The organism is Nonomuraea sp. NPDC001699 (assembly GCF_053596455.1).
In genome coordinates this window covers 312,284-336,020 of sequence record NZ_JBSFGF010000001.1, presented here as the reverse complement: position 1 = coordinate 336,020, position 23,737 = coordinate 312,284, and the positions used below count along the sequence as shown (strand labels likewise).

Sequence of the window (23,737 nt, the reverse complement as noted above, 5' to 3'; positions counted from 1 at the left end):
CGCTCTGTCACGTGTACTCCCCGGTCATGAGGTAGACGGCGGCGTGGCGGGCGCGGGCGCGGACCTTGTCGAGGTCGGAGCCCAGAGCCGTGACGTGGCCGATCTTGCGGCCCGGACGCACTTCCTTGCCGTAGAAGTGCAGCTTGATGCCGGGGTCGTGGGCCAGCACGTGCTCGTAGCGCTTGAACAGGTCGGGGTCGTCGCCGCCCAGCAGGTTGGCCATGACCACGACGGGGGCGGTCATCGACGGCGAGCCGAGCGGCAGGTCGAGCACGGCCCGCAGGTGCTGCTCGAACTGGGACGTGGTCGAGCCCTCGATCGTCCAGTGGCCGCTGTTGTGGGGGCGCATGGCCAGCTCGTTCACCACGAGGCCGTCGGCCGTCTGGAACAGCTCCACCGCCAGCAGCCCGGTCACGCCCAGCTCATGGGCGATCTTCAGGCCGATGCGCTGGGCGACGGCGGCGTCCTCGGGGTCCATGCCGGGGGCGGGGGCGAGCACCTCGACGCAGATGCCGTCCTGCTGCACGGTCTCCACGACCGGATAGCTGACGCCCTGCCCGTGGGGCGAGCGGGCCACCAGCACCGCGAGCTCCCGTTCGAACGGCACGAACGCCTCGGCCATCAGCTCGACGCCGGTCGCGAACGCCTCGGCCACCTCTTCGGGCGTACGGCAGACCCACACGCCGCGCCCGTCGTAGCCGCCGCGCACCGACTTCAGCACCACCGGCCAGCCGTGCTCGCCGGCGAACGCCGAGACGTCCTCGGCGGAGGCGACCCGGGCCCAGGCGGGGCAGGGCACGCCGATCGCGGTCAGCCGCTCGCGCATGACCGCCTTGTCCTGGGCGTGCACGAGCGCGTCGGCGCCCGGGTGCACGGCGTGGCCGTCGGCGATCAGGGCCCTGATGTGCTCGGTCGGCACGTGCTCGTGGTCGAACGTGATCGCGTCGCAACCCTGGGCGAACGCGCGCAGATCGGCCAGGTCGCGGTAGTCGCCGACCCGGGTGTCGACGATCACCCGTGCGGCGCTCTCGCCGGCGGCGGCGGCCAGCACCCTCAGCTCGACCCCGAGCGCGATGGCGGGCTGCTGCGTCATCCGGGCGAGCTGGCCGGCGCCGACCACGCCGACGACCGGCCCGATGGGACTGTAGGAACTCACGTGAGGTGAGCTTACCGGGACGGAACGACTACCTCGCCGTTGTCAACTCGCGCGGGCCCGGCGCAGCCCGAGCGTCCTGATCCGGTTGCCCGCGCCGACGAGGCTGGCCATCACCACCAGGTCCGTACGCCCGCCCTCGTACGTCAGGCGCAGGGCGTCGAAGACCAGGACGGAACCGGCGGCCACCGGGATCGCGAGGGTACGGGTGCCGTACAGCTCCACGTCGGCGCGCCGCGCGGTGACGTCCTTGAGCAGGCCGCGCAGCGGATCGCCGGACGGGAAGCGCACCCCCGCCACCCCGGCCGGGTCGGTGAGGTACGTGAGGTGCCGCTGCGGCACCAGGCGGGCCTGCCTGACCAGCGACGACGGCGCCTCGGCGGCCTCCCGCGCCGGCTCGCCGGGCACGGGGACCGGTCCGGCGCCCAGCCGCCAGCGTCCGTCCTCCAGGAAGAACAGGTAGTACGCGGGCGTGGGCTCGCGGGCCAGCGCGGCGAACCAGTCGCCTTCGTCGGGCAGCAGGTGGACGGGGTCGGCGGGGAGGGCTGGACGGCCGTTCCGGGTCGCCTCGCAGGCACGGCCGTCCAGCGTCCGCTCCGCCCACGTGGTCAGCTCCCGTACGGCGGCGCAGTCCCGCCGCCGCCAGGCTTCGTCGACCTGCCGGAGCAGCGAGAACGCCTGCTCGGCGGTCGCCGGGTCGACCCGTGGTGCGGCTGCCGGGGCAGTCGTGCGGTCCTCCTGGAGCACCGGGGCGCCGCCGGTCGTGCCACAGCCCGCTGTGAGCAGGGCCAGCACCAACGCGAGCAGTCGAAGCGGCACAGGTGGCTCCCGGGAGGGCGGCCGTCTGGAGCGGCAGGTCCGACATCGCGGGCGGGCCCGCGATCTGAACGGCAGCGTAATGCCGATCTTTCAGAAATGCCGCTAATAAGACGATATTTCTAGAAGTCGTCTTTGCGGGGTATGTTCCGCCCCCTGACACCGGCCGTACGACATCGCCGGTACGCTGAGTTGGTCAGTCTCGACTAGGGAAAGGACCGAGCGCGGACGTGGAGATTGCCAAGCGCCTCTACCAGCGGTTCGAGTCCCTGGTCCACGAGCTGGCCAAGTTCGGGAGCATCGGGGCCGTCGCCTTCCTGCTCGACACCGGTGTTTACAACCTCTTCCTGCTCGGCTTCGAGTGGGGTCCGCTCACCTCCAAGGTCGTGGCCACCACGCTCTCGGCCACCTTCGCCTACCTGGGCAACCGCTTCTGGACCTTCCGCCACCGCGAGCAGAGCGGCCTCGGCCGCGAATACTTCCTGTTCTTCCTGCTCAACGGCGTCGCCCTGCTGTTCGGCCTGCTGGTGATCGGCTTCACCAAGTACACCCTCCAGCTGCACGACGGCCTCAGCCTGAACATCGCCAACTTCGCCGGCGTCGGGCTCGGCACGCTGTTCCGCTACTGGTCGTACAAGAAGTGGGTGTTCCTGGAGGCCACCGAGCCGATCCCGGTCGAGCTGCCCGAGGTCAGGCAGGACCGCTGACCACGCGGTTCCTGCTGTCCTCCTCCGCCGGGCGCAGGAAGATGGCGAACGTCGCCGGGCGGCGCCGTACCAGTTCCAGCCGTCCGCCGTCGGCCGCGGCCAGCGCCCGGGCGAGGGTGAGCCCGAGGCCGGTGCCTCCGCCGCCGCTGACGTTCCGTTCGAAGATCTTGGGTGCGATCTCGTCGGCGATGCCGGGGCCCTCGTCGGAGACCTCGATCACGATGTAGTTGTCGCCGCTGGTGGTGGTGACGGTGACCGTGCCGCCGCCGTGGCGCAGGGAGTTCTCCAGCAGCGAGGCGATGACCTGGCCGAAGCCGCCGGTGGTGGCCATCGCCTTCAGGCCGCGGGTGCCGTCGAGGTGCAGCGTGCGGCCCGCCTCGCGGAAGACCGGCTCCCACTCGGTGACCTGCTGCACGAGCACCTCGTCGATGGCGACCGGCTCGGCCTGGGCGTGGCGCTGGCGACGGGCCGCCGCCAGCAGCTCGTCGATCACCGCGGTCAGCCGCTCGGCCTGCACGATGGCCGCCTCGCCCTCCTCGCGGACGACCTCCGGCTCGTTCGAGGCGGCGACGATCTCCTCCAGACGCATGGTCAGGCCGGTCAGGGGCGTGCGGAGCTGATGGGAGGCGTCGGTGGCGAACTCACGTTCGCGGGTGAGCAGGTCGGAGATGCGGGTGGCGCTGCGGTCGAGCACCTGGGCCACGCGGTCGAGCTCGGGGATGCCGTAGCGGTGCTTGCTCGGCCGCGCGTCGCCCGACCCCAGCCGTTCGGCGATCTTCGCCAGGTCCTGCAGGGGCAACGTCAGCCTGCGCGACTGTACGACGGCCAGGCTCACGGCCACCGCGAGTGCCGCGACGGCCAGGGCCACGATCAGCAGCAGCCTGGCCCGCACGTCCCGCTCGACCTGGTCTCTGTCACGACTTATGCGGACATAGACGCCGGTGTTGGTCTGTGCGTCCTCGGTCATCAGGTGGCCCGACGCCGGCGCGGTGCCGACGACGGTCACCCTGAGAGGGGTTCCGCGTTCCCAGATCTGGATGTACCTGCCCGGGTACTTCTGCTCCAGTTGCTGCGGATCGAGCGGGGTCTCCTGGACGCGGGCGTACTCGACCTCGCCCACGAGACGTTTGGCTTCCGCCCCGAGCTCCTGAGCCGCCTCGTCGACGATCAGGCGGCTGACCACGACGCCCAGGGGGACCCCCAGCAACAGGACCGCGATGACCGCGACGACCAGTGTGGAGGAGAGCAGTCGACGGCGCATGCGCCTACTCGCGTTCGAACCGGAAGCCGACTCCCCGGACTGTCGTGATGTAGCGGGGCTTGGCGGCATCGTCGCCGAGTTTGCGGCGCAGCCAGGAGATGTGCATGTCGAGGGTCTTGGTCGAACCCCACCAGTTGGTGTCCCACACCTCGCGCATGATCTGCTCGCGGGTGACGACCTTGCCCGCGTCGCGGACCAGGACCCGCAGCAGGTCGAACTCCTTGGTCGTCAGGTGCAGCTCCTTCTCCCCCATCCAGGCGCGGCGGGAGTCGGCGTCGATGCGCACCCCCTGCACGACCGGGGTCTCCGACGTGCCGCGCCGCAACAGCGCGCGCACCCGGGCCAGCAGCTCGGCCAGCCGGAACGGCTTGGTCACGTAGTCGTCGGCGCCGGCGTCGAGGCCGACGACGGTGTCGACCTCGTCCACGCGGGCCGTGAGTATGAGCACCGGGGTGCCGTGCCCTTCGGCGCGGATCCGGCGGGCGACCTCCAGGCCGTCCATCTCTGGCAGCCCGAGGTCGAGAACAATGAGGTCGATGCCGCCCGACAGAGCCCTCTCCAGGGCCTGCGGGCCGTCGGGGCTCACCTCTACCTGATAGCCCTCGCGGCGTAGCGCACGCGCGAGTGGCTCGGAGATCGAGGTGTCATCCTCGGCGAGAAGTACGCAGGTCATGGAGCGATCGTAGGTCCTTAGGCGATCGTTTCCCGGGCACAGCGCGCGGTTTGACTTGTCGTTGACCTATCCATTGACCTGGGCAAACGAAGCTAAATAAGGGTTAGTCGTGATTAAATTACCGCGATTGTCGAGGGGAAATCACAAAGCGCTCCAGGCTTTCCGATCACATCACGTAAGCCCGTTTCTGCGGGCGAGACCCGCCGTCCGGCGCGCCGTGCGCCACGCGTACCGGGCTACCGCCGGACGAACCCCGGCACCCCGGACACCGTCGCACGTGACCGGCATCCGGGGCGTGACACCCCGGTCAGGGGCTGCTCAGAGCCAGCTCGCCCGGACGGACGTGGCCGGGCCACCGGCCGGTGCGGTGCCCAGCTCGCCGGCGTGTACCCGGTCGAGCAGGCGACGGACCGTGTCGACGATCTCGGGGGCGGTCTCGCGCAGGCTCGCCGCGTCGTCCGGGCCGACCTCGGCGGGATCGACGCCCGACTGGCGCAGCACGCCGTCGAGGTCGGCCAGCCGCTCCCCCAGCCACTTCAGCGGCTCGGCCGACAGCTCCTCGTCGAACACCCGCCGGTCGGGCTCCCAGCCGCTGGAGCCGGGGTGGTGGTGCGTACGGTCGAAGCTGCCCGGCGTGCCGTCGACGGACTCCAGCAGGTCGACCCGCCAGACGAGCTGGTCGACGACGATGGGACGGGCCGAGTAGATCGACCCCTTGAGCTCGCCCGGCGCGAGCCTGCGGATCTCCAGGCGCACACCGTGCTCGGCGCCCTCCTGGTGCTCCCCGGGGTCGGGGTCGACGAAGTACAGGTCGCTGACGGCCACGCCGATGCGCTCGAAGCCGAAGAGATAGAGCATGGAGACCACTCCCTCACAGGTGTCCGGGGCTCGCCTTCCCCAGTATCCGTCAGGCCGCCGCGGCCGGCCGGTGGGCGGTGGAAAAGACGACGGCCCCGCTGCCCGTAGGGCGGCGGGGCCGGAGAGAGCGTGGCGCTAGTCGTCGACCGAGGGGGGTTCGGCGTAGCGGGCGAGGTAGAGCTGCTCGCCCAGGCTGCGCATCAGGCCCAGCTCGGTCTCCAGGTAGTCGATGTGCTCCTCTTCGTCCTCAAGGATGTCCTCGAAGATGCGGGCGGAGGTGATGTCGCCCTTCTCCCTCATCAGCTGAATCGCCGGCCGGAGCCGCTCGACCACCGCCAACTCCACCTCAAGGTCGGCCTTGAGCTGCTCCTCGACGGTCTGGCCGATGTGCAGCGTGCCGAGGCGCTGGTAGTTGGGCAGCCCCTCGAGGAACAGGATGCGGTCGGTCAGCCGTTCGGCGTGGCGCATCTCCTCGAAGGACTCGTCGCGCGTGTGCTTGGCCAGCCTGGTGTATCCCCAGTTCTCCTGCATCTTCGCGTGCAGGAAGTACTGGTTGATCGCCGTGAGCTCGGCGGTCAGCTGTTCGTTGAGGAGTTCGATGATCTGCTTGTCGCCCTGCATGAACGGGCCCCTCGTCGCGGTACGGCTATGCGGTCGTCAGTTCTTCAGACTGCTTCAGGATCGCACAGATCTTCCGTACACAACGGGCACAGTCCCCACCAGCACCAGTGGTGTCGCGAATCTGCTTCGCACTCTTCGCCCCGGAGGCGATGCAGTCGTGGACCTCGTTCTCGGTCACAGCACGACATATGCACACGTACATCCGGCGACAAGCCTCTCAAAGCGAGCAGAAGGGGATGCCTTTAGGTTAGGCACACCTAAGATAGCTCACTTCGGTAAGGCTTGCCTATGTTAGAGGCGTCACAGTGGGCTCACCCCCAGGTCAGTGGCCTCTCGCCCGCCACTCCTCCAGGTGCGGGGCCTCGGCCCCGATGGACGTGGAGTCGCCGTGACCGGTGTGCACGACCGTCTCGGGCGGCAGGGACAGCAGCCGCCCGGCGATCGACTCGATGATCGTGTCGAACGACGAGTACGACCGCCCGGTCGCCCCCGGGCCGCCCTTGAACAGCGTGTCACCGCTGAACAGCACGCCCGCGTCGGAGGCGTGCAGGCAGACCGCGCCCGGCGAGTGGCCCGGCGTGTGCAGCACCTCCAGCGCCACCCCGCCCACCGAGATCTTCTCGCCGTCGGCCAACGGCGTGTACGTCACCTCCGGCCCGTACACCTGCTCCCAGAGCACCTGGTCGGCGGGGTGCAGCCGGATCGGCGCCCCGGTCAGCTCGGCCAGCCGGGCGGCGGCGTTGACGTGGTCGTTGTGGGCGTGGGTGCACACGATGGCCTTGACCCGGCGCCCGCCCGCCCGCGCGGCGATGGCCTCGGCGTCGTGCGCGGCGTCGATGATCACGACCTCGCGCGCGTCGCCGACCAGCCAGATGTTGTTGTCGACCTCCCAGGTGCCGCCGTCGAGCGAGAACGTGCCGGAGGTGATGACGCGGTCGATCATCTAGAGGATCACCACCGAGCGCAGCACCTCGCCGCGGTGCATCTTGGCGAACGCCTCCTCGACCTGGTCGAGCCCGATCGTCTCGGTGACGAACCGGTCGAGCGGCAGCCGGTTCTGCAGGAACAGGTCGATCAGCATCGGGAAGTCCCGCGAGGGCAGGCAGTCGCCGTACCAGGACGACTTCAGCGCGCCGCCGCGGCCGAACACGTCGAGCAGCGGCAGTTCCAGCCGCATCTCCGGCGTCGGCACGCCGACCAGGACCACCGTGCCGGCCAGGTCGCGGGCGTAGAACGCCTGCTCGTACGTCTCCGGCCGGCCGACCGCGTCGATCACCACGTCCGCGCCGAACCCGCCGGTCAGGTCGCGGATCGCCTCGACGGGGTCGTTCTCGCGCGAGTTGACCGTGTGCGTCGCGCCGAACCCGCGGGCCCACTCCAGCTTGCGGTCGTCGACGTCGACGGCGATGACCCGGGACGCCCCGGCCAGCGACGCCCCCAGGACCGCCGCGTCGCCGACCCCGCCGCAGCCGATCACGGCCACGGTGTCGCCGCGCGTCACGCCGCCGGTGTTGATCGCCGCGCCGATGCCGGCCATCACGCCGCAGCCCAGCAGGCCCGCGACCTGGGCCGGCGCCTCGGCCGACACCTTCGTGCACTGCCCGGCCGCCACCAGGGTCTTCTCCAGGAACGCGCCGATGCCGAGCGCGGGCGACAGCTCGGTGCCGTCCTTGAGGGTCATCTTCTGGGTGGCGTTGTGGGTGGCGAAGCAGTACCAGGGCCGGCCGCGCAGGCAGGCGCGGCACTGGCCGCACACCGCGCGCCAGTTGAGGATCACGAAGTCGCCGGGCTCCAGCCCGGTCACGCCCTCGCCGACGGCCTCGACTGTGCCCGCCGCCTCGTGGCCCAGCAGGAACGGGAAGTCGTCGTTGATCCCGCCTTCGCGATAGTGCAGGTCGGTGTGGCAGACCCCGCAGGCCTGCACGTTCACCACCGCCTCGCCCGGCCCGGGGTCGGGGACGACCACCGTCTCCAGCGAAACTTCCTGGCCCTTACCGCGGGCGATCACGCCCTGCACTTCGTACGGCATGGCAGCCATCTTGTGTCAGGAGGATGATCTCCGCAAGACATAGGGCTGGACCACGCCGAGACCTCTTGCCGGACGCCTTCTGATCTTGTGGACCTCGATCCCGTCCGGCGCTCCGGCCAGGCCCTCGGCCAGCTCGGAGTCGACCAGGATCGTGCCCGGCCTGGCGATGGCCGTGAGCCGGGCGGCCAGGTTGACGGTGGTGCCGAACACGTCGCCCATCATGGGCACGACGGGCCCGTACGCCATGCCGATGCGCAACTCCAGGCTGTCGGCGAGGTCGAGCGCGATCGCCGCGGCCTGGGCCGGGGCGGGCGCGGCGAACAGCACCTCGTCGCCGAGCGTCTTGACCAGCCGCGCGCCGTGCGCGGCCACCACGTCGGCGGCGCGCGACTCGAAGCCCTCGACCAGCGAGGCCAGCGCCCGTTCGTCCAGCTCGCGCGACCGCCGGGTGAAGGAGACCAGGTCGGCGAAGCCGACGGCGATCGACACGCGGCCCTGCGCCCGCTCGGCCTGGTCGTCGGCGACGGCCAGCAGCCGGGTGCCCGCGGCGGCGAGCTGGGCGCGCCAGACGTGCACCAGCAGGTGCTCGAAGTCGGGCAGCAGGGCCTTGGCGGTGTCGAGGACGCCGCTCAGGTCGGCGTCGGCGGGCGCGTCCGGGAGCATCGTGCCGATCACGATCTCGGCCTGCCACTGCGCCAGCCTGGCGGTGGTCTGGCCGAGCGCGCGGGCCATGCGGATGACGGCCTGCTCGTCGAGCAGGCCGCCGTCGAGCAGGCTGCGCACCCGGCGCAGCGCGGCCACGTCGGCGTCGCTGAACGCCACGGCGTCGTCGGGAAACTGGGCGAAGCCGAGCGCCCGCCAGATGCGCTGGGCGAGCTCCTGCGACACCCCGGCCCCGGCCGCGACCTGCGCGCGCGTGTGGCGGGCCGGCATGCCGACGAGCGTGCGCTCGATCTGTTCGGCGGTCGGCCTGCCGGGCGGTTGGGTGGCGTTCACGATCAGCAGGCTACGCCAACTCAGCGGCCGTCGATCTCTCCGTCGGACGCGTCCTCCACCAGCTTGAACAGGTCCATGCGGACGTCCTGGATGTGCGGGATGTCGCGCAGCACGATCTGGCCCCTCTCGCCCGCGGACTCGACGGTCAGCGTGCCGCAGCCGAGCATGCGCTCCAGGAACGTCTGGTCGGAGCTGACGGTGTTGACCTTGGCCATGGGGATCTCGTCGGTCGACTTGTTGAGCACGCCCATGCTGATCGTGAAGCGGTGGGTCGTCAGGTTGTAACCGGTGTTCTTCCACTGCAGGTAGGGCACGAACGAGAAGATCGTCAGCAGGATCAGGGCGATGGCGACGACGGCGATCCTGCCGTAGGAGGTGACGCTCTCCCCCCACGTGGTGGGGAAGAAGTACAGGGCCGCACCCGCTGCCGCGGCGATGAGGATCAGCGCGAAGAACGGGCCGACGAGGCGCTTCCAGTGGGGATGGAAGGATCGGACGCGCCGCTCACCCTGCGTCAGATGGTGGTCGGGAAGGGTCATGCCGCACATGCTGCCACCAACCCGGCCGAGCGGCTACGCCGGTGGCCTATCGGGCGGCCCGCACGTGCACGACGTCGCCCGCGCCCAGCGTGTAGCGCTCGCCGCCGGACGTCACCTGCAGATGGCCGGACCCGTCGATGCCGGTCGCCTGCCCGGTCAGCACCTGGTCGCCCGGCAGCTCCACGCGCACGTCACGGCCGACCGTGGCGCTGACGGCCAGGTAGGCGGCGCGCAGCCCGGCGGCCTCGGCGTCGCCGCCCGCCGCCTCCCACTCGCGGTAGTGGCTCTCGACCTCGCGCAGCACGGCCCGCAGCAGCGGGTCGCGGTCGACGCAGGCCGCCTCCTCGATGGCCAGGGACGTGGCCGTCTCGACCGGCGCCTCCTCGGCGCGGAGGGAGACGTTGAGCCCCATGCCGATGACGACGGCGTCGTCGACCCGCTCGGCCAGCACCCCGGCCAGCTTGCGCTCGCCCACCAGCAGGTCGTTGGGCCACTTGAGGCGCACGTCGACCTCGGCCAGCCGGCGTACGGCCGAGGCGGCGGCCACGCCGTACAGCAGCGGCAGCCACCCCTGGGCGGCGACCGGCGCCGTGGGCCTGAGCAGGACGGAGAACGTCAGCCCCGAGCGCGGCGGCGCCGACCAGGCGCGGTCGAGCCGGCCCCGGCCGGCGACCTGCGACTCGGCCACCAGCACCCGGCCCTGCTCGGCCCCGGCCTGGGCGGCCATGGCGAGGTCGGCGTTGGTCGAGCCGGTGGTCTCGACGACGGTGACGCCGGTCCACAGGGTTCCCGGGCGCACGAGGGCGCGGTTGAGCGCGGCCTCCGAGAGCGGCGGGCGGTCGAGGTCGGAGTAGCGCGAGGTGGCCATCCCCCTATCTTGGCCGACCCCGTGCCGAGGTCGTGGCACCGCACCGGCTGTCTCGAAGTGCGCCTGAGGGGTAAAGATGGGGGGATGAGCAGACGTCCTGACCCTCGCAACTGGGCATCGTGGCGGCCCTTCGGCCTCGGGTTGCGCAAGCCGAACAACTACCTGGAGCTGTGGAAGGCGTTCAGGTCGGTCAAGGGGAACAGGCGTTACGCCTGGCGCATTCTCAACCAGGGCACCTGCGACGGCTGCGCGCTCGGCACGCACGGCATGCGCGACTGGACGATGGACGAGATCCACCTGTGCAACATCAGGTTGCGCCTGCTGCCGCTCAACACCATGCCCGCGCTCGACGTGTCGCTGCTGCGCGACGTCTCGGGGCTGGCCGGGCGCAAGAGCGCGGAGCTGCGGGAGCTGGGGCGGCTGCCGTACCCGATGCTGCGGCGGGCCGGTGAGCCCGGTTTCACCCGGATCGGCTGGGACGAGGCGCTGCGGGTGGCGGCCGACGGGCTGCGCGGCGCGCGGTTCGGCACGTACCTGACCAGCCGCGGGGTGCCCAACGAGAACTACTACGCGGCGCAGAAGGCGGTGCGGGCGCTCGGCACGAACAACGTCGACAACGCCGCCCGCATCTGCCACTCGCCCTCGACGGTCGCGCTCAAGCAGACCATCGGCGCGGCGGCCACGACCTGCTCCTACACCGACTGGATCGGCTCCGACCTGATCGTCTTCATCGGCTCGAACCCGTCGAACAACCAGCCGGTCGCGATGAAGTACCTCTACCACGCCAAGAAGGCCGGCACCCGCATCGCCATGGTCAACGCCTACCGCGAGCCGGGCATGGACAAGTACTGGGTGCCCTCCAACGCCGAGTCCGCGCTGTTCGGCACGAAGATCACCGACGAGTTCTTCGGCGTGAACGTCGGCGGCGACATCGGCTTCCTCAACGGCGTGCTCAAGCACCTGATCGAGAACGACTGGGTGGACAAGGCGTTCGTGACCGGGCGGACGTCCGGGTTCGAGGAGGCGCGCAAGGCCGTCGAGTCCCAGTCGTGGGCCGAGCTCGAAGCGCTCTCGGGGGCCACCAAGGAGCAGATGTTCCGGCTGGCCGAGCTGCTCGGCAAGGCGCGCTCGGCCGTCCTGGTCTGGTCGATGGGCATCACGCAGCACGCCTACGGCGAGGACAACGTCCGGGCGATCGTCAACCTGGCGCTGGCCCGGGGTTTCGTCGGGCGCGACAAGTGCGGGCTGATGCCGATCCGGGGGCACAGCGGGGTGCAGGGCGGGGCCGAGATGGGGGCGTACGCGACCGGCTACCCCGGCGGCCTGCCGATCACGTCCGCCAACGCCGCCAAGTTCACCGACCTGTGGGGCTTCCAGGTGCCCGACACGCCCGGCCTGACCGCGACCGACATGATCGACGCGGCCCACCGGGGCGAGCTCGACGCGCTCGTCTCCTCCGGCGGCAACTTCCTGGAGGTCCTGCCCGACCCGGCCTACTGCCGCGAGGCGCTGTCCAGGCTGGGGCTGCGGGTGCACATCGACATCGTGCTGTCCTCGCAGATGCTCGTGCCGGGCGAGGGCGACGTGCTGCTGCTGCCCGCCCAGACGCGTTACGAGATGGTCGGCGGCGTGACCGAGACCTCCACCGAGCGGCGGATCATCTTCTCGCCCGAGGTCGAGGGGCCGCGCGTCGGCGAGGCGTGGCCGGAGTGGAAGATCTTCTCCGAGCTGGCCGCGCGCACCCGTCCGGAGATAGCCGACCATGTACGGTTCACCGGCACTCCGCAGATCCGTGCGGAGATCGAGCAGGTCGTGCCGTTCTACCAGGGCATCTCCGGGTTGCGGAAGTTCGGGGACAACGTCCAGTACGGCGGCCGCCACCTCTTCGCCGACGGCCGCTTCCAGACGCCCGACGGGCTGGCCGTCTTCTCCGTGGTCGAGCCGCCCGCCCTGGAGCGCCCCGACGGCACGTTCAAGGTCGCGACCAGACGTGGCAAGCAGTTCAACAGCATGGTCCACGAACGGCTCGACGGCTTCAACGGCGCGGCCCGCGAGGCCGTGCTGATGAGCGCGTACGACGCCGACCGGCTCGGGCTGGCCGACGGCGCCCCGGTCGAGCTGCGCGCCGGCGAGCGCTCCTACCAGGGCAAGGTGCTGCGTGCCCCGGTGATGCCGGGCAACCTGCAGATCCACTGGCCGGAGGGGAACGTCCTGCTCGACGAGGCCCGCCGCTCGCCACAGGCGCGCATCCCCGACTACAACGCCCTCGTCACCGTGCGGCCGCTGTGACGGCGCGTCCCGGGCCGACCACCCGCGTCCGCATCACCGAGCTGGCCGGCTCCGGCGCCCGCGACCGGCGCGACGACCTGGCCACGGAGGAGCCGCTGGAGATCCGCCTCACCGGCGACGACGGCACGCGCAAGACGATCGCCATCACCATGCGCACGCCGGGGCACGACTTCGAGCTGGCCGCCGGGTTCCTGAGCGGCGAGGGGCTGGCCGGGCCGGGCGAGATCGCGGCCATCGCGTACTGCACGGACGAGGACCTGCCGCCCGAGGCCCGCTACAACACCGTCACCGTCCGCCTGCACGGCCCGGTGCCCGACCTGCCCGCGCTCGACCGGCACTTCCTCACCTCCAGCGCGTGCGGCGTCTGCGGCTCGGCCGGTCTCGACGCGCTGCACGGCCGGTGCAAGCCGATCCCCCGGGGCTCGCTCGAACTCACCCCCGAGGTCCTCTACGGCCTGCCGGGCGCGCTGCGCGAGGCCCAGGGCGTGTTCGGCAAGACCGGCGGGCTGCACGCGGCGGGCCTGTTCACGGCGACCGGCACGCTGCTGGCGTTGCGCGAGGACGTCGGCCGGCACAACGCGCTGGACAAGCTGGTCGGCTGGGCAGCGCTGGCCGACCGGCTGCCGCTGGCCGGGCACGTGCTCATGGTCAGCGGCCGGGCCAGCTACGAGATCATGCAGAAGGCGCTGGCGGCCGGCATCCCGGCGGTGTGCGCGGTGTCGGCGCCCTCGTCCCTGGCCGTCGATCTGGCCAGGGAGTTCGGGATGACGCTGGTGGGGTTCCTGCGTGGCGAGCGCTGCAACGTCTACGCCGGTCAGGAGCGGATCGTCACGTCCTGATCAGCGGCAGACCATGTGTTGCGAGGACTATTCGCAGGTCACCGGATAGGTGCCCTCGATGGAGGGCTTGTTGTGGTTCAGCACTTCGAGCCGGACCACGCCGGAGGTCTTCGTGTCCCGGTGCCAGTAGGCGGCCTGCACCTGGAGGAGCCCGCCGCTGTTGGTCTTGTACGTGACCGCCTCCGTCGGCTTGCCGTCCATGACCCAGCGCCAGGTGATCTCGGTGTCCGGTGCGGCGCGGAAGGCGCCGTGGGCGGTCACGTACGGCGCCTCGGCGCAGTCGCCGAAGTAGTGGACCGGCCAGAACTCGCTGATCCGCACGGCCCCCGGCGACGGGTCCTGCGGCACGCAGGTCACCGTGTACGGCTTCTCCTTGACCAGCTTGTTGTGGTTCAGCACCTCGATGCGGATGACGCCGCCGCCGGACTCCTTGGGGCTGATGTAGAACAGGTCGCCGATCGACTGGGCCCTGCCGGGCTTGGCGTCCTGCGTCCTGACCGGGCCGGGCTTGCCGTCCACGACGATGCGGTAGCGGACCTCGGCGTCGCGGTCGGTGGTGATCCGGGCGTCCGCGCGCAGGCCGATGGAGCCGGTGCCGCAGTCGCCCCGGTAGACGGGCGTCAGCATGTAGGGGATGGCCAGCTTGGCCGGGTCGGGGTCGGTCGTGCAGGAGAGGGCGAAGGTGCGCTCGGCGGCCTGGGCCGAGGCGGGCTGGGTGGTCAGGGCCAGCTTGTGCGTGCCGGTCTTCGACTGGTCGAGGCTCCAGGCGGCGGTGACGTCCTGCGTCCTGGTCTGGCCGGCGGCCGGGAAGCTCACGGTCTGGTGCTGCCACTCGGTGCCGTCCAGGCTCCACCAGTAGCCGACGCTGGCCGCCGGGCCCGCCGGCAGGGTGAGGCGGCCGGTGGCCTGGTAGGCGACGGGCTCGTCGCAGTAGCCCTGGTAGTCGCCGGGCGTCAGGGCGGTGATCGCGGCCTGCGGCTGCTGCGCCGGGGGCTCGGAGGTCGTCGTCGGCCTGGGGGTCGAGGACGTCGTGGGCGTCGGGGTGGGCGTCAGCGTGGGCTTCGGCGTCGGCGTCCTGGTGGGCTCGGGGCCGGGCGTGACGCGGCAGGTCACGTCGTACGAGGCCCGCCCGGAGTCGTGGCCGCCGGCGTTGAGGATCCGTACGGCCCGCCAGCCGGCCGTCGAGGTGCCCACGGCCAGCGGCAGCGTGACCTGCCTGCTGCGCGGACCGCCGCCGGCGAAGTACATCGACTCGACCGCGCCCTCGCCCGTGGCGCTGTCGATCCACTGGTAGCCGACCTTGGCCGGGGTGCGCGAGACCTGGATGGTCGCGGTGAACGTCACGGTGGCCGGGCAGGCGCCGTCGTGGCGGGACGGGCTCGCCTGCACGCTCGCGGCCGCCACCAGCGGCCGGTCCGGCTGGGCGGGCAGCGGGTTGACCACGTCGTATCGCTGCGGGGATCCGGTGCAGGAGACGCGGAAGCGCGCCTTGGCCGACAGGCCGCGCCGGCCGAGCACCTCCACGGCCTGCCAGCCGGACGTGTCGCGGTCGAACGTCTGGCGGTCCCTCACGACGACCTTGCGCGCGCCGTTGACGCGGAAGCTCCTGATGGCGCTCTTGCTGCCGTCACCGCGCACCCAGCGGTAACGCACGGTGCCCTTGCCCTTGGCGGCCACCGTGGCGGCGAAGGCCACCGTCGTGGGGCACTCGCCCGTGCGGTCGGCGGGGGTGGCCTTGACCCGGGTGACGGAGGTCGCCGGCGCGGCGGCGGCCAGGGCTGGAGGAGCGGCCAGCAGGCTGCCGAGCAGCACCGTGCCCAGCAGCAAGGCTGTCCTTTTCATGAGGGGGTCCCTTTCTGCACTTGTCAAAGCCCCCATGCTGCTCAGTGAGCCTTGGAAGTCACTTGGATCCCTCTTGTGACAGCTTGTGGAATGAAGCGTTCCGTTCTGCTATAGTTGGAACAGAACAAGCCGTTCCGCTTCTTCGGTCGAGAGGACCCTTCATGAGCATCCGCCCGTTCCGCATCGAGATCTCCCAGGCCGACCTCGACGACCTGCTGTCCCGGCTCGCGCGGACCCGCTTCACCGACGAGATCCCCGGCGCCGACCAGGGCGTGGGCGTCGAGCGGGTCAAGCGCCTGGTGGCCCACTGGCAGTCCGGCTTCGACTGGCGGGCCCAGGAGGCCAGGCTCAACGCGTACCCGCAGTTCACGACGGAGATCGACGGGCAGAACATCCACTTCATCCACGTACGCTCCGACAACCCCGACGCTCTGCCCCTGATCCTCACCCACGGCTGGCCGGGCACCGTCGCCGAATACCTCGAAGCGATCGAGCCGCTGTCGCGCCACTTCCACGTGGTCGTCCCGTCGCTGCCCGGCTTCGGCTTCTCCGGCCCGACCAAGGAGCTCGGCTGGAACAACCGGCGCATCGCCGGGGCCTGGGCCGAGCTGATGGCCCGTCTCGGCTACGAGCGCTACGGCGCCGTCGGCAACGACGGCGGCTCGATGATCTCCCCCGAGCTGGGCAGGATCGACGCCGAGCACGTCGTGGGCGTGCACGTCACCCAGGTCTTCTCCTTCCCCTCCGGCGACCCGGCCGAGTTCGCGGACCTGAGCGAGGAGGACCAGGCCGGGCTGGCCGTGCTCGACTGGTTCTGGAAGGAGAAGGGCGCGTTCAACGTCCTGCAGTCGCAGCAGCCGCAGACGCTCGCACACGCCGTCGCCGACTCCCCCGCCGGGCTCGTGGGCTGGCTGGCCCAGCTCTTCGACGAGGACCTGGACGACGACTTCGTGCTGACCAACGCCTCGATCCACTGGTTCACCGGCACCGCCGGCTCGGCCCTGCGGCTCTACTGGGAGAACGCCCGCATGGAGCAGCCGCAGGAGCCGACGACCACCCCGACCGCGCTGGCCATGGCCGAGGGCGACTTCAAGTCGATCCGCCGCTTCGCCGAGCGCGACCACAGCGCGATCGTCTCGTGGAAGACGCTGCCCGCCCCCGCCCATGGCCACTACACGGCCCACACCGCCACGGAGGCGCTCACCTCCGACATCACGGCCTTCTTCGACAGCCTGCGCTGAACTCCCGCGCTTCGGACGGCCCGGCCCCCCGCCGGGCCGTCCGCGCGTGCTCAGCCCGTGTTCTGCAGGCCGGCGGCCACGCCGTTGACCGACAGCAGCAGCAGCGTGGACAGCCGCTCGCGCTCCTGCTCCGACAGATCCTCGGTACGCATCGCGCGCAACGCCCGGAGCTGAAGGTGCGACAGCGCGTCCACGTACGGGTCGCGCAGCTGCACGGCCCGCGAGAGCACCTTGCGGTTCTCCAGCAGCCGCGTGTGCCCGGTCACCCGCAGCACCAGCTCGCGGGTGCGGTCGTACTCCTCCAGCACCTGGCGGGCGAAGTCGTCCCGGCCGCCGAGCGCGAGGTAGCGCTTGGCGATCGAGCGGTCGGTCTTGGCCAGCGACATCTCGGCGTTGTCCAGCATCGCGTTGAACAGGGGCCACTCGGCGTAGGCCGCGCGCAGCTCGTCGAGGGAGCCGACGGCGGCCAGGCCGGTGCCGAGGCCGTACCAGCCGGGCAGGTTGACGCGGGTCTGCGCCCAGGCGAACACCCATGGGATGGCCCGCAGGTCGTCCAGCGAACGCGGCGCGCCCAGGCCGCGGCGGGCCGGGCGGGACCCGAGCCGCAGCGAGCCGATCTCCTCCAGCGGGCTGACCAGCGCGAACCACTCGGGGAACCCGGGAGCCTCGGTGAGTGCCCGGTAGGCCTCCTCCGAAGCCGTCGCGACCTGCTCGGCCAGGCCGCGGAACCGCTCGGCGGCGGCCGCCGTACGCGCGCCGACCGTGGGCGAGGAGGCCAGCAGCACGGCGTTGGTGACCTGCTCAAGATGGCGGCGGGCGATGGCGATGTGCCCGTAACGAGCGAAGATGACCTCGCCCTGTTCGGTGACCTTGAAGCGGCCCGCGACCGAACCCGGCGCCTGCGCCAGCACCGCCCGGTTGGCCGGGCCGCCGCCGCGGCCGAGCGCGCCGCCGCGGCCGTGGAACATGCGCAGCTGAACGTCGTGCTCGTGCGCCCACACGGTCAGCTCCTCCTGCGCCTCGTACAGGCGCAGGGTGGCGGCCGCCGGGCCCAGCTCCTTGGCCGAGTCGGAGTAGCCGAGCATGATCTCCATACGGCGGCCGGTCGTGGCCAGGCGGTCCTGGATCTGCGGGATCTCCAGCATGCCGCTCAGCACGCCCGGCGAGTTGGCCAGGTCCTGGCCGGACTCGAACAGCGGCACCACGTCGAGCACCGGCGCCCGGTCGCCCAGGGCGTGCCCGGCCAGCTCGTAGACGGCCGCGATGTCGTCGGCCGAGCGGGTGAAGGAGACCACGTAGCGGGAGCAGGCCGTGACGCCGAACCGCTCCTGGATCCAGGCGATCACCCGGATCGTGGCCAGCACCTCCTCGGTGCGCTCCGACAGCTCGCCGCCCGCCCTGATCTCCTCCAGGGCCGCCGCGTGCACCTGCGAGTGCTGGCGCACCTCCAGCTCGGCCAGGTGGAAGCCGAACGTCTCGACCTGCCAGACCAGGTGCTGCAACTCCCCGTACGCCTGCCGCGGCGTGCTGAGCGCCAGCGACTCCTGCGCCAGCCGCAGGTCGGTCAGCAGCTCGGCGGGCGAGCGGTAGGCGAGGTCGAGGTCACGGTGGCGGGTGGCGGCGATGCGGGCGGCCACGAACAGCAGCCACTGGCGGTGCGGCTCGCGCGGCGACCGGGTGGCCAGCTCGGAGACCAGCTCGGGATGCGCGTCGACGGCCGCGGCCAGCGCGCCCTTCAGCTCGGCCGAGCAGGGCGAGAACTGGACGGAGGCGGTCAGCGTACGGGCGATGCGGGTGCAGGCCGTCTCCAGGGCGGTCAGCACGTGCTCGGACTGGATCTGGATGGTGTCGCGGGTGACCTTGGCGGTGACGTTGGGATTGCCGTCGCGGTCGCCGCCGATCCAGCTTCCGTACCGGATGAAGGGCCTGGCCAGTGGCGGACGGGTGCCGGTGCCCGCGTCGAGCGCCGCGTCGAGCGAGCGGTAGACCTGGGGCACCATCCGGAACAGCGTCTCGTCGAAGGCGGCCATGGCCGTGCGGACCTCGTCGCGCGGGTCGAGCTTGGTGGAGCGGAGCTGGGCCGTACGCCACAGCAGGTCGATCTCCTCCAGCAGGCGGCGCCTGCTCTCGGCGCGCTCCGAAGCGCCGCGCCCGGGCGTGTTGTACTCGGTGAGCTGGCCGCTGACCCGCTGGATGGCGGTGACGACCGCGCGCCTGCGCGCCTCGGTGGGGTGCGCGGTCAGCACCGGGTGCAACTCCAGGCCCTGAAGCAGCTCGCGCACGCGCTCGTTGCCGAGCTCGTGGACGGCCTGCGCCAGCGACTCCCGCTGCACCCTCCCCTCGGCGTCGCGTTCGCGCAGCGTACGGATGCGGTAGTGCTCCTCGGCCAGGTTCGCCAGGTGGAAGTAGCAGGTGAACGCGCGGGCGACGGCCACCGCCCGCTCGATCTCCCATCCGGCGACCATGTCGGTGATCTCGTCAGCGGATATCTCGCCTCTGCGCGCCGCGATGACGGCTTTGCGCAACCGTTCGACGTCTGCCAGCAGGTCTTCGCCACCCTGTTCGGCGATCACCTCACCGAGCAGCTTGCCGAGCATGCGCACGTCATGGCGCAGCTCGTCAGGCATCTCGGTCACGGCGGCACTACGACGCTCGAGCCCCTGGTCAATCATGCTTCGAAGGGTAGCGAGTCGCTTTCGGCGACCGCATGGCGGTCTCGCCCATTGGACTAGACCACTCACTAGCTGGGCTTGGACACCGCCGCCAGCAACTCGGGGAGCCGGGGGAATCCGATCTTGCCGGCGAGCCGCCGGCCCAGCACCTCGATCAGCAGGCCGTAGAAGGGCGCGAGCGCCGACACCCACAACAACCCGAACAGCAGCGGCACCACGATCGGCAGCGACATCAGCACGATCCCGAGCATCGCCCCGATCGACGACGCGAACGCCTGACCGCCCTGGCCGGGCGCGGCGCCGCTGAAGGCGTTCATCCGCTCGGGCAGCGTGTACGGGATCGTCACGCTGGTCACCGAGCCGACCCCGAGCCCGACGCCGAGCGCGCCCAGCCCCGTCAGGAACGCCGGCACGACGGCCTGCGGACTGCCGGTGAACAGCGCCGCGGCGACCGCCACGAGCAGCAGCAGCGGCGCGGCGACCAGGCAGTTGGCCAGATGGCGGCCCGCCAGGTCGCGGCGCAGGTCCTCCTCGGAGCCGAAGGCCACGGCGTTCATCCACAGGGAACGCCCGTCGATGCCGAACGCGTTGCCCGACTGCAGCGAGATCATCAGCGCGCCCATGCCGGTGATCAGCACCGGCAGCACCGGCCCCGCCTGCCCTTGCGTGCCGTTGTTCAGCGAGAACGCCAGGATGACGGTCACCACGACCGAGGAGAACCAGCCCACGCGGAACCTGGGCTCCCGCCTGATGTACTTCAGCTCCTTGGTCACCACGGCCGCCAGCGGCCCGTCGGGCAGGAACCGGTCGGCGAGCCCCCGCCGCCGGCGTACGGAGGCCGCCTGCGTGGAGGCGTCCGGCGACACCAGGGCCCGGCCCAGCGCCTTGATCCACAACCAGGCCAGCACGACCACGAGCACCGCGACGGCGGCCAGCTCCGCCACGCCGACCAGGCCGCCGTCGGCCATGGCGTGCGCGGCCATGCCCGGCGGCGTCCACCGCAGGACGCCGGCCAGCCGGTGGAGCATCGCGGCGGGGTCGCCGATGCCGCGGTTCATCAGCAGGTTGGGCAGCTGCGCCAGCAGCACCACGAACAGGGCGGCCACGGCCAGCACGTCACGACCGCGCCGGCTGCGCAGGGCGCCGGACAGCGAGGTGGTGATCAGCCGCGACGTCACCACGCAGAACGCGAACTGCAACAGCACCGCGGGCACGCCCAGCAGCACGCCCCCGACGCCCGTGGGCAGCGCGACCAGCGCGCCGGCTGTGATGACCAGCATGGCCAGCGGCCACGCGCCCGTCGCGGACGCGGTGAACAGCCCGACGGCCAGCTCGCGCGTACGCAGCGGGAACAGCGACAACCGCGCCGGGTCGAGCGTGTCGTCCAGCCCGAACGCCAGCAGCGGCACGATCATCCAGCTCACCAGGAAGACCGCGAACGCGACGATCACCAGCTCGGCGGCGACGTCGGAGGGCGCCAGCCTGAGCAGGCTCATCAGCAGGAACCCGACCACGGCCAGGCCGGCCGCGGCGAGCAGGGTGAAGACGAAGCCGAGCTTGCGCTGGACGTCGCCGCGCAGGTTGCCGGCGAGCAGGCGCAGCTTGAGCCGGGCGAAGAGCGCGGCCGTGGCCATCGGCGAGCCGGTGACGGCGGCGGACTGCCCGCCGGAGGTCGCCGCGGACGGCCCGGGGGCGCTCACGGGGTGTCCTGGGGGGCGGGCGCGGCCGGGCGCTGCTCGCCGGGCTTGGCGCCGAGCCAGCTCAGGCCCGCCTCGCCGTGGGCGCGGGAGCCGCCGACCAGCCGCATGAACGCCTCGTTGAGGCTGGAGCCGCCGCGCACCTGGTCGAGCGGACCCTGCGCGACGATGTGGCCGCCGCTCATCACCGACACCCAGTCGCACAGCCGCTCGACCAGGTCCATGACGTGGCTGGAGAAGATGACGGTCGAGCCGGAGGCCGTGAAGCGCCGCAGCACCTCGGTGAGGGTGTTGGAGCTGACCGGGTCGACCCCCTCGAACGGCTCGTCGAGGAACAGCACGGACGGGTTGTGCAGCAGCGCCGCGGCCAGCCCGATCTTCTTGCGCATGCCGGTGGAGTAGTCGACGACGAGCTTGTCGGCGGCCCCGGTCAGGTCCATCACGTCGAGCAGCTCGCCCGCGCGCTGCTCGACGTCGGCCTTGGGGATGCCGCGCAGCCGGCCGTTGTAGAGCAGCAGCTCGCGGCCCGACAGCCGCTCGAACAGCCGCAGCCCCTCGGGCAGCACGCCGATGCGCGCCTTGACGGCGACGGGGTCGCGCCAGACGTCGAGCCCGTCGATCGCCGCCTGGCCGCCGTCGGGCCGCAGCAGCCCGGTGATCATGCTCAGCGTGGTCGTCTTGCCTGCCCCGTTGGGACCGACCAGGCCCGCGAAGCTGCCCGCCGGCACCACGAGGTCGACCCCGGCCACCGCGACCTGGGCGCCGTAGCGCTTGTAGAGGCCGTGGGAGCGAACCGCATCCGTCATGGATCCACTCTAGGAGGACGGGCTAGCCTAACGCGCATGAGCGCTGCCGCCGATCCCATGCCGGAGATGCCGGACATCCACACCACCGCAGGCAAGATCGCCGACCTGGAGCGAAGGCTCGACGAGGCCGTGCACGCCGGCTCGTCGTCGGCGGTGGACAAACAGCACGCCAAGGGCAAGATGACCGCGCGCGAGCGGGTGCTCGCGCTGCTCGACGAGGGCTCGTTCGTGGAGTTCGACGAGTTCGCCCGCCACCGGTCCACGATGTTCGGGCTGGAGAAGCGGCGGCCGTACGGCGACGGCGTCATCACCGGCCACGGCACGATCGACGGCCGGCAGGTCTGCGTGTTCTCCCAGGACGTCACGGTCTTCGGCGGTTCACTCGGCGAGGTGTACGGCGAGAAGATCGTCAAGGTCCTCGACCTGGCGCTGAAGACCGGCTGCCCGATCATCGGCATCAACGAGGGCGGCGGCGCGCGCATCCAGGAGGGCGTGGTCGCGCTCGGCCTCTACGCGGAGATCTTCAAGCGGAACGTGCACGCCTCCGGCGTGATCCCGCAGATCTCGCTCATCATGGGCGCCGCCGCGGGCGGCCACGTCTACTCGCCCGCCCTGACCGACTTCGTCGTGATGGTGGACCAGACGTCCCACATGTTCATCACGGGTCCCGACGTGATCAAGACGGTGACCGGCGAGGAGGTCACGTTCGAGGAGCTGGGCGGGGCCCGCGCGCACAACACCAAGTCGGGCGTGGCCCACTACCAGGCCGCCGACGAGGACGACGCCCTCGACTACGTCAAGGCGCTGCTGTCCTACCTGCCCTCCAACAACCTGGACGAGGCCCCCGCCTTCGCCGCGGCCGACGACCTGGAGCCCGAGCCCGAGCTCGACCTGATCATCCCCGACTCCCCCAATCAGCCGTACGACATGCACCAGGTGATCGAACACGTGCTCGACGACGGGGAGTTCCTGGAGGTCCACGCGCTGTTCGCGCCGAACATCGTGGTCGGTTACGGCCGCGTGGACGGCCAGCCGGTGGGCGTCGTCGCCAACCAACCCATGCATTTCGCCGGATGTCTGGATATCGACGCCTCCGAGAAGGCCGCCAGATTTATTCGAACTTGTGATGCCTTTAATATTCCGATCCTGACTTTTGTTGATGTACCGGGATTCCTTCCCGGGACCGATCAGGAATGGAACGGAATCATCCGCCGCGGCGCCAAGCTCCTGTACGCCTACGCCGAGGCCACGGTCCCGCTGGTCACGGTCATCACCCGCAAGGCGTACGGCGGCGCCTACGACGTCATGGGCTCCAAGCACCTCGGCGCGGACGTCAACCTCGCCTGGCCCACGGCCCAGATCGCGGTCATGGGCGCGCAGGGCGCGGTCAACATCCTCTACCGGCGCGAACTGGCCGCCTCCGACGACCCCGACGCCGAGCGCGCCCGGCTCGTCACCGAGTACGAGGACACATTGGCCAATCCGTACATCGCGGCCGAACGCGGCTATGTGGACTCGGTGATTCGGCCGTCCGAAACTCGACCCCAAGTTGTCCGGGCACTTCGCGCCCTGCGTAACAAGAGGGCCTCGCTGCCGCCGAAGAAGCATGGGAACATTCCTCTATGAGCGACCACCTGCGTATAGTCCGAGGCGAGGCCACGCCTGAGGAGATCGCGGCCGTGGTGGCCGTGCTCGCCACGCGCAGGAGCGCGTACGCGGAACCTGAGAGACCTCGTAGACAAACATGGCGAAACCCCGCCAGAGGTATGCGTAACCCTGGCCTGCCGGGGAAGGCGGCTTGGCGGATGAGCGCACTACCCTAGATAGATC

General features: G+C 71.1%; 22 protein-coding genes. 6 read left to right on the top strand and 16 right to left on the bottom strand.

The window, feature by feature from the left end:
* Positions 1-7: 7 nt before the first annotated feature.
* The gene (locus ACWCSU_RS01670) at positions 8-1,156 is read right to left on the bottom strand and encodes a 5-(carboxyamino)imidazole ribonucleotide synthase (protein ID WP_357702610.1); all 1,149 of its coding nucleotides are present in this window, start codon (positions 1,154-1,156) and stop codon (positions 8-10) included.
* Positions 1,157-1,198: 42 nt separating this feature from the next.
* Positions 1,199-1,972: a hypothetical protein gene (locus ACWCSU_RS01665; protein ID WP_357702608.1), complete on the bottom strand. Its 774-nt coding sequence runs from the start codon at positions 1,970-1,972 to the stop codon at positions 1,199-1,201.
* A gap of 227 nt (positions 1,973-2,199) precedes the next feature.
* On the opposite strand from ACWCSU_RS01665, the gene ACWCSU_RS01660 reads away from it, so the two are divergent.
* Entirely contained in the window at positions 2,200-2,676 is a 477-nt protein-coding gene (locus ACWCSU_RS01660) for a GtrA family protein (protein ID WP_364086323.1), read from the top strand.
* On the opposite strand, the gene ACWCSU_RS01655 is transcribed toward ACWCSU_RS01660, so the two are convergent.
* From ACWCSU_RS01655 to ACWCSU_RS01610, 10 genes are all read right to left on the bottom strand, one after another.
* Positions 2,660-3,937, bottom strand: a complete 1,278-nt coding sequence (locus tag ACWCSU_RS01655; RefSeq protein ID WP_357702604.1) for an ATP-binding protein — start codon at positions 3,935-3,937, stop codon at positions 2,660-2,662. The genes ACWCSU_RS01660 and ACWCSU_RS01655 overlap by 17 nt on opposite strands.
* A gap of 4 nt (positions 3,938-3,941) precedes the next feature.
* A complete protein-coding gene (locus ACWCSU_RS01650) occupies positions 3,942-4,610 on the bottom strand; it encodes a response regulator transcription factor (RefSeq protein ID WP_043620820.1) in 669 nt (222 codons plus the stop codon).
* A gap of 318 nt (positions 4,611-4,928) precedes the next feature.
* Positions 4,929-5,468: a hypothetical protein gene (locus tag ACWCSU_RS01645; RefSeq protein ID WP_357702602.1), complete on the bottom strand. Its 540-nt coding sequence runs from the start codon at positions 5,466-5,468 to the stop codon at positions 4,929-4,931.
* Between the two features lie 135 nt (positions 5,469-5,603).
* Positions 5,604-6,089, bottom strand: a complete 486-nt coding sequence (gene bfr / locus ACWCSU_RS01640; protein WP_357702600.1) for a bacterioferritin — start codon at positions 6,087-6,089, stop codon at positions 5,604-5,606.
* 25 nt (positions 6,090-6,114) lie between these two features.
* Positions 6,115-6,291, bottom strand: a complete 177-nt coding sequence (locus ACWCSU_RS01635) for a (2Fe-2S)-binding protein (RefSeq protein WP_125632481.1) — start codon at positions 6,289-6,291, stop codon at positions 6,115-6,117.
* Between the two features lie 120 nt (positions 6,292-6,411).
* A complete protein-coding gene (locus tag ACWCSU_RS01630; protein ID WP_357702598.1) occupies positions 6,412-7,032 on the bottom strand; it encodes an MBL fold metallo-hydrolase in 621 nt (206 codons plus the stop codon).
* Entirely contained in the window at positions 7,033-8,118 is a 1,086-nt protein-coding gene (locus ACWCSU_RS01625; protein ID WP_364086317.1) for an S-(hydroxymethyl)mycothiol dehydrogenase, read from the bottom strand.
* A 15-nt stretch (positions 8,119-8,133) separates the two neighbouring features.
* The gene (locus ACWCSU_RS01620; protein ID WP_364086664.1) at positions 8,134-9,051 is read right to left on the bottom strand and encodes an adenylate/guanylate cyclase domain-containing protein; all 918 of its coding nucleotides are present in this window, start codon (positions 9,049-9,051) and stop codon (positions 8,134-8,136) included.
* An 83-nt stretch (positions 9,052-9,134) separates the two neighbouring features.
* Entirely contained in the window at positions 9,135-9,653 is a 519-nt protein-coding gene (locus ACWCSU_RS01615; RefSeq protein ID WP_357702594.1) for a PH domain-containing protein, read from the bottom strand.
* Between the two features lie 46 nt (positions 9,654-9,699).
* A complete protein-coding gene (locus ACWCSU_RS01610) occupies positions 9,700-10,521 on the bottom strand; it encodes a biotin--[acetyl-CoA-carboxylase] ligase (protein WP_449932843.1) in 822 nt (273 codons plus the stop codon).
* An 84-nt stretch (positions 10,522-10,605) separates the two neighbouring features.
* Between ACWCSU_RS01610 and ACWCSU_RS01605 the strand changes: the two genes are divergently transcribed.
* Positions 10,606-12,810, top strand: a complete 2,205-nt coding sequence (locus ACWCSU_RS01605; RefSeq protein WP_364086312.1) for an FdhF/YdeP family oxidoreductase — start codon at positions 10,606-10,608, stop codon at positions 12,808-12,810.
* A complete protein-coding gene (fdhD, locus tag ACWCSU_RS01600) occupies positions 12,807-13,649 on the top strand; it encodes a formate dehydrogenase accessory sulfurtransferase FdhD (RefSeq protein ID WP_449932840.1) in 843 nt (280 codons plus the stop codon). The genes ACWCSU_RS01605 and fdhD overlap by 4 nt, the downstream gene beginning before the upstream one ends.
* A gap of 27 nt (positions 13,650-13,676) precedes the next feature.
* Here the strand turns inward: fdhD and ACWCSU_RS01595 are convergent, their stop codons facing one another.
* On the bottom strand, positions 13,677-15,491 hold the full coding sequence (locus ACWCSU_RS01595; protein WP_449932838.1) for a hypothetical protein: 1,815 nt from the start codon (positions 15,489-15,491) through the stop codon (positions 13,677-13,679).
* Between the two features lie 161 nt (positions 15,492-15,652).
* On the opposite strand from ACWCSU_RS01595, the gene ACWCSU_RS01590 reads away from it, so the two are divergent.
* Complete coding sequence (locus ACWCSU_RS01590) at positions 15,653-16,732, top strand: epoxide hydrolase family protein (protein ID WP_357702584.1); 1,080 nt, start codon at positions 15,653-15,655, stop codon at positions 16,730-16,732.
* A gap of 50 nt (positions 16,733-16,782) precedes the next feature.
* Here ACWCSU_RS01590 and ACWCSU_RS01585 read toward each other — a convergent pair whose 3' ends face one another.
* The 3 genes from ACWCSU_RS01585 to ACWCSU_RS01575 all read right to left on the bottom strand — a co-directional run bounded on the left by ACWCSU_RS01585 (position 16,783) and on the right by ACWCSU_RS01575 (position 21,907).
* The gene (locus ACWCSU_RS01585; RefSeq protein ID WP_364086662.1) at positions 16,783-19,359 is read right to left on the bottom strand and encodes a phosphoenolpyruvate carboxylase; all 2,577 of its coding nucleotides are present in this window, start codon (positions 19,357-19,359) and stop codon (positions 16,783-16,785) included.
* A 113-nt stretch (positions 19,360-19,472) separates the two neighbouring features.
* Positions 19,473-21,104: a hypothetical protein gene (locus ACWCSU_RS01580; RefSeq protein WP_449932836.1), complete on the bottom strand. Its 1,632-nt coding sequence runs from the start codon at positions 21,102-21,104 to the stop codon at positions 19,473-19,475.
* The gene (locus ACWCSU_RS01575; protein WP_357702580.1) at positions 21,101-21,907 is read right to left on the bottom strand and encodes an ABC transporter ATP-binding protein; all 807 of its coding nucleotides are present in this window, start codon (positions 21,905-21,907) and stop codon (positions 21,101-21,103) included. Before ACWCSU_RS01575 ends, ACWCSU_RS01580 begins: the two co-directional genes overlap by 4 nt.
* A 36-nt stretch (positions 21,908-21,943) precedes the next feature.
* On the opposite strand from ACWCSU_RS01575, the gene ACWCSU_RS01570 reads away from it, so the two are divergent.
* Complete coding sequence (locus ACWCSU_RS01570; RefSeq protein ID WP_364086300.1) at positions 21,944-23,533, top strand: acyl-CoA carboxylase subunit beta; 1,590 nt, start codon at positions 21,944-21,946, stop codon at positions 23,531-23,533.
* Entirely contained in the window at positions 23,530-23,730 is a 201-nt protein-coding gene (locus ACWCSU_RS01565; RefSeq protein WP_357702576.1) for an acyl-CoA carboxylase subunit epsilon, read from the top strand. The genes ACWCSU_RS01570 and ACWCSU_RS01565 overlap by 4 nt, the downstream gene beginning before the upstream one ends.
* The last annotated feature ends 7 nt before the right edge of the window (positions 23,731-23,737 follow it).

Excerpts from the sequence above, each read along its gene's own strand:
- ACWCSU_RS01655 (WP_357702604.1), bottom strand. The coding sequence starts at position 3,937 with ATGCGCCGTCGACTGCTCTCCTCCACACTGGTCGTCGCGGTCATCGCG.
- ACWCSU_RS01650 (WP_043620820.1), bottom strand. The coding sequence starts at position 4,610 with ATGACCTGCGTACTTCTCGCCGAGGATGACACCTCGATCTCCGAGCCA.
- ACWCSU_RS01645 (WP_357702602.1), bottom strand. The coding sequence starts at position 5,468 with ATGCTCTATCTCTTCGGCTTCGAGCGCATCGGCGTGGCCGTCAGCGAC.
- bfr (WP_357702600.1), bottom strand. The coding sequence starts at position 6,089 with ATGCAGGGCGACAAGCAGATCATCGAACTCCTCAACGAACAGCTGACC.
- ACWCSU_RS01635 (WP_125632481.1), bottom strand. The coding sequence starts at position 6,291 with ATGTACGTGTGCATATGTCGTGCTGTGACCGAGAACGAGGTCCACGAC.
- ACWCSU_RS01630 (WP_357702598.1), bottom strand. The coding sequence starts at position 7,032 with ATGATCGACCGCGTCATCACCTCCGGCACGTTCTCGCTCGACGGCGGC.
- ACWCSU_RS01625 (WP_364086317.1), bottom strand. The coding sequence starts at position 8,118 with ATGCCGTACGAAGTGCAGGGCGTGATCGCCCGCGGTAAGGGCCAGGAA.
- ACWCSU_RS01620 (WP_364086664.1), bottom strand. The coding sequence starts at position 9,051 with ATGCCGGCCCGCCACACGCGCGCGCAGGTCGCGGCCGGGGCCGGGGTG.
- ACWCSU_RS01615 (WP_357702594.1), bottom strand. The coding sequence starts at position 9,653 with ATGACCCTTCCCGACCACCATCTGACGCAGGGTGAGCGGCGCGTCCGA.
- ACWCSU_RS01610 (WP_449932843.1), bottom strand. The coding sequence starts at position 10,521 with ATGGCCACCTCGCGCTACTCCGACCTCGACCGCCCGCCGCTCTCGGAG.
- ACWCSU_RS01605 (WP_364086312.1), top strand. The coding sequence starts at position 10,606 with ATGAGCAGACGTCCTGACCCTCGCAACTGGGCATCGTGGCGGCCCTTC.
- ACWCSU_RS01595 (WP_449932838.1), bottom strand. The coding sequence starts at position 15,491 with ATGAAAAGGACAGCCTTGCTGCTGGGCACGGTGCTGCTCGGCAGCCTG.
- ACWCSU_RS01590 (WP_357702584.1), top strand. The coding sequence starts at position 15,653 with ATGAGCATCCGCCCGTTCCGCATCGAGATCTCCCAGGCCGACCTCGAC.
- ACWCSU_RS01585 (WP_364086662.1), bottom strand. The coding sequence starts at position 19,359 with ATGCCTGACGAGCTGCGCCATGACGTGCGCATGCTCGGCAAGCTGCTC.
- ACWCSU_RS01575 (WP_357702580.1), bottom strand. The coding sequence starts at position 21,907 with ATGACGGATGCGGTTCGCTCCCACGGCCTCTACAAGCGCTACGGCGCC.
- ACWCSU_RS01570 (WP_364086300.1), top strand. The coding sequence starts at position 21,944 with ATGAGCGCTGCCGCCGATCCCATGCCGGAGATGCCGGACATCCACACC.
- ACWCSU_RS01565 (WP_357702576.1), top strand. The coding sequence starts at position 23,530 with ATGAGCGACCACCTGCGTATAGTCCGAGGCGAGGCCACGCCTGAGGAG.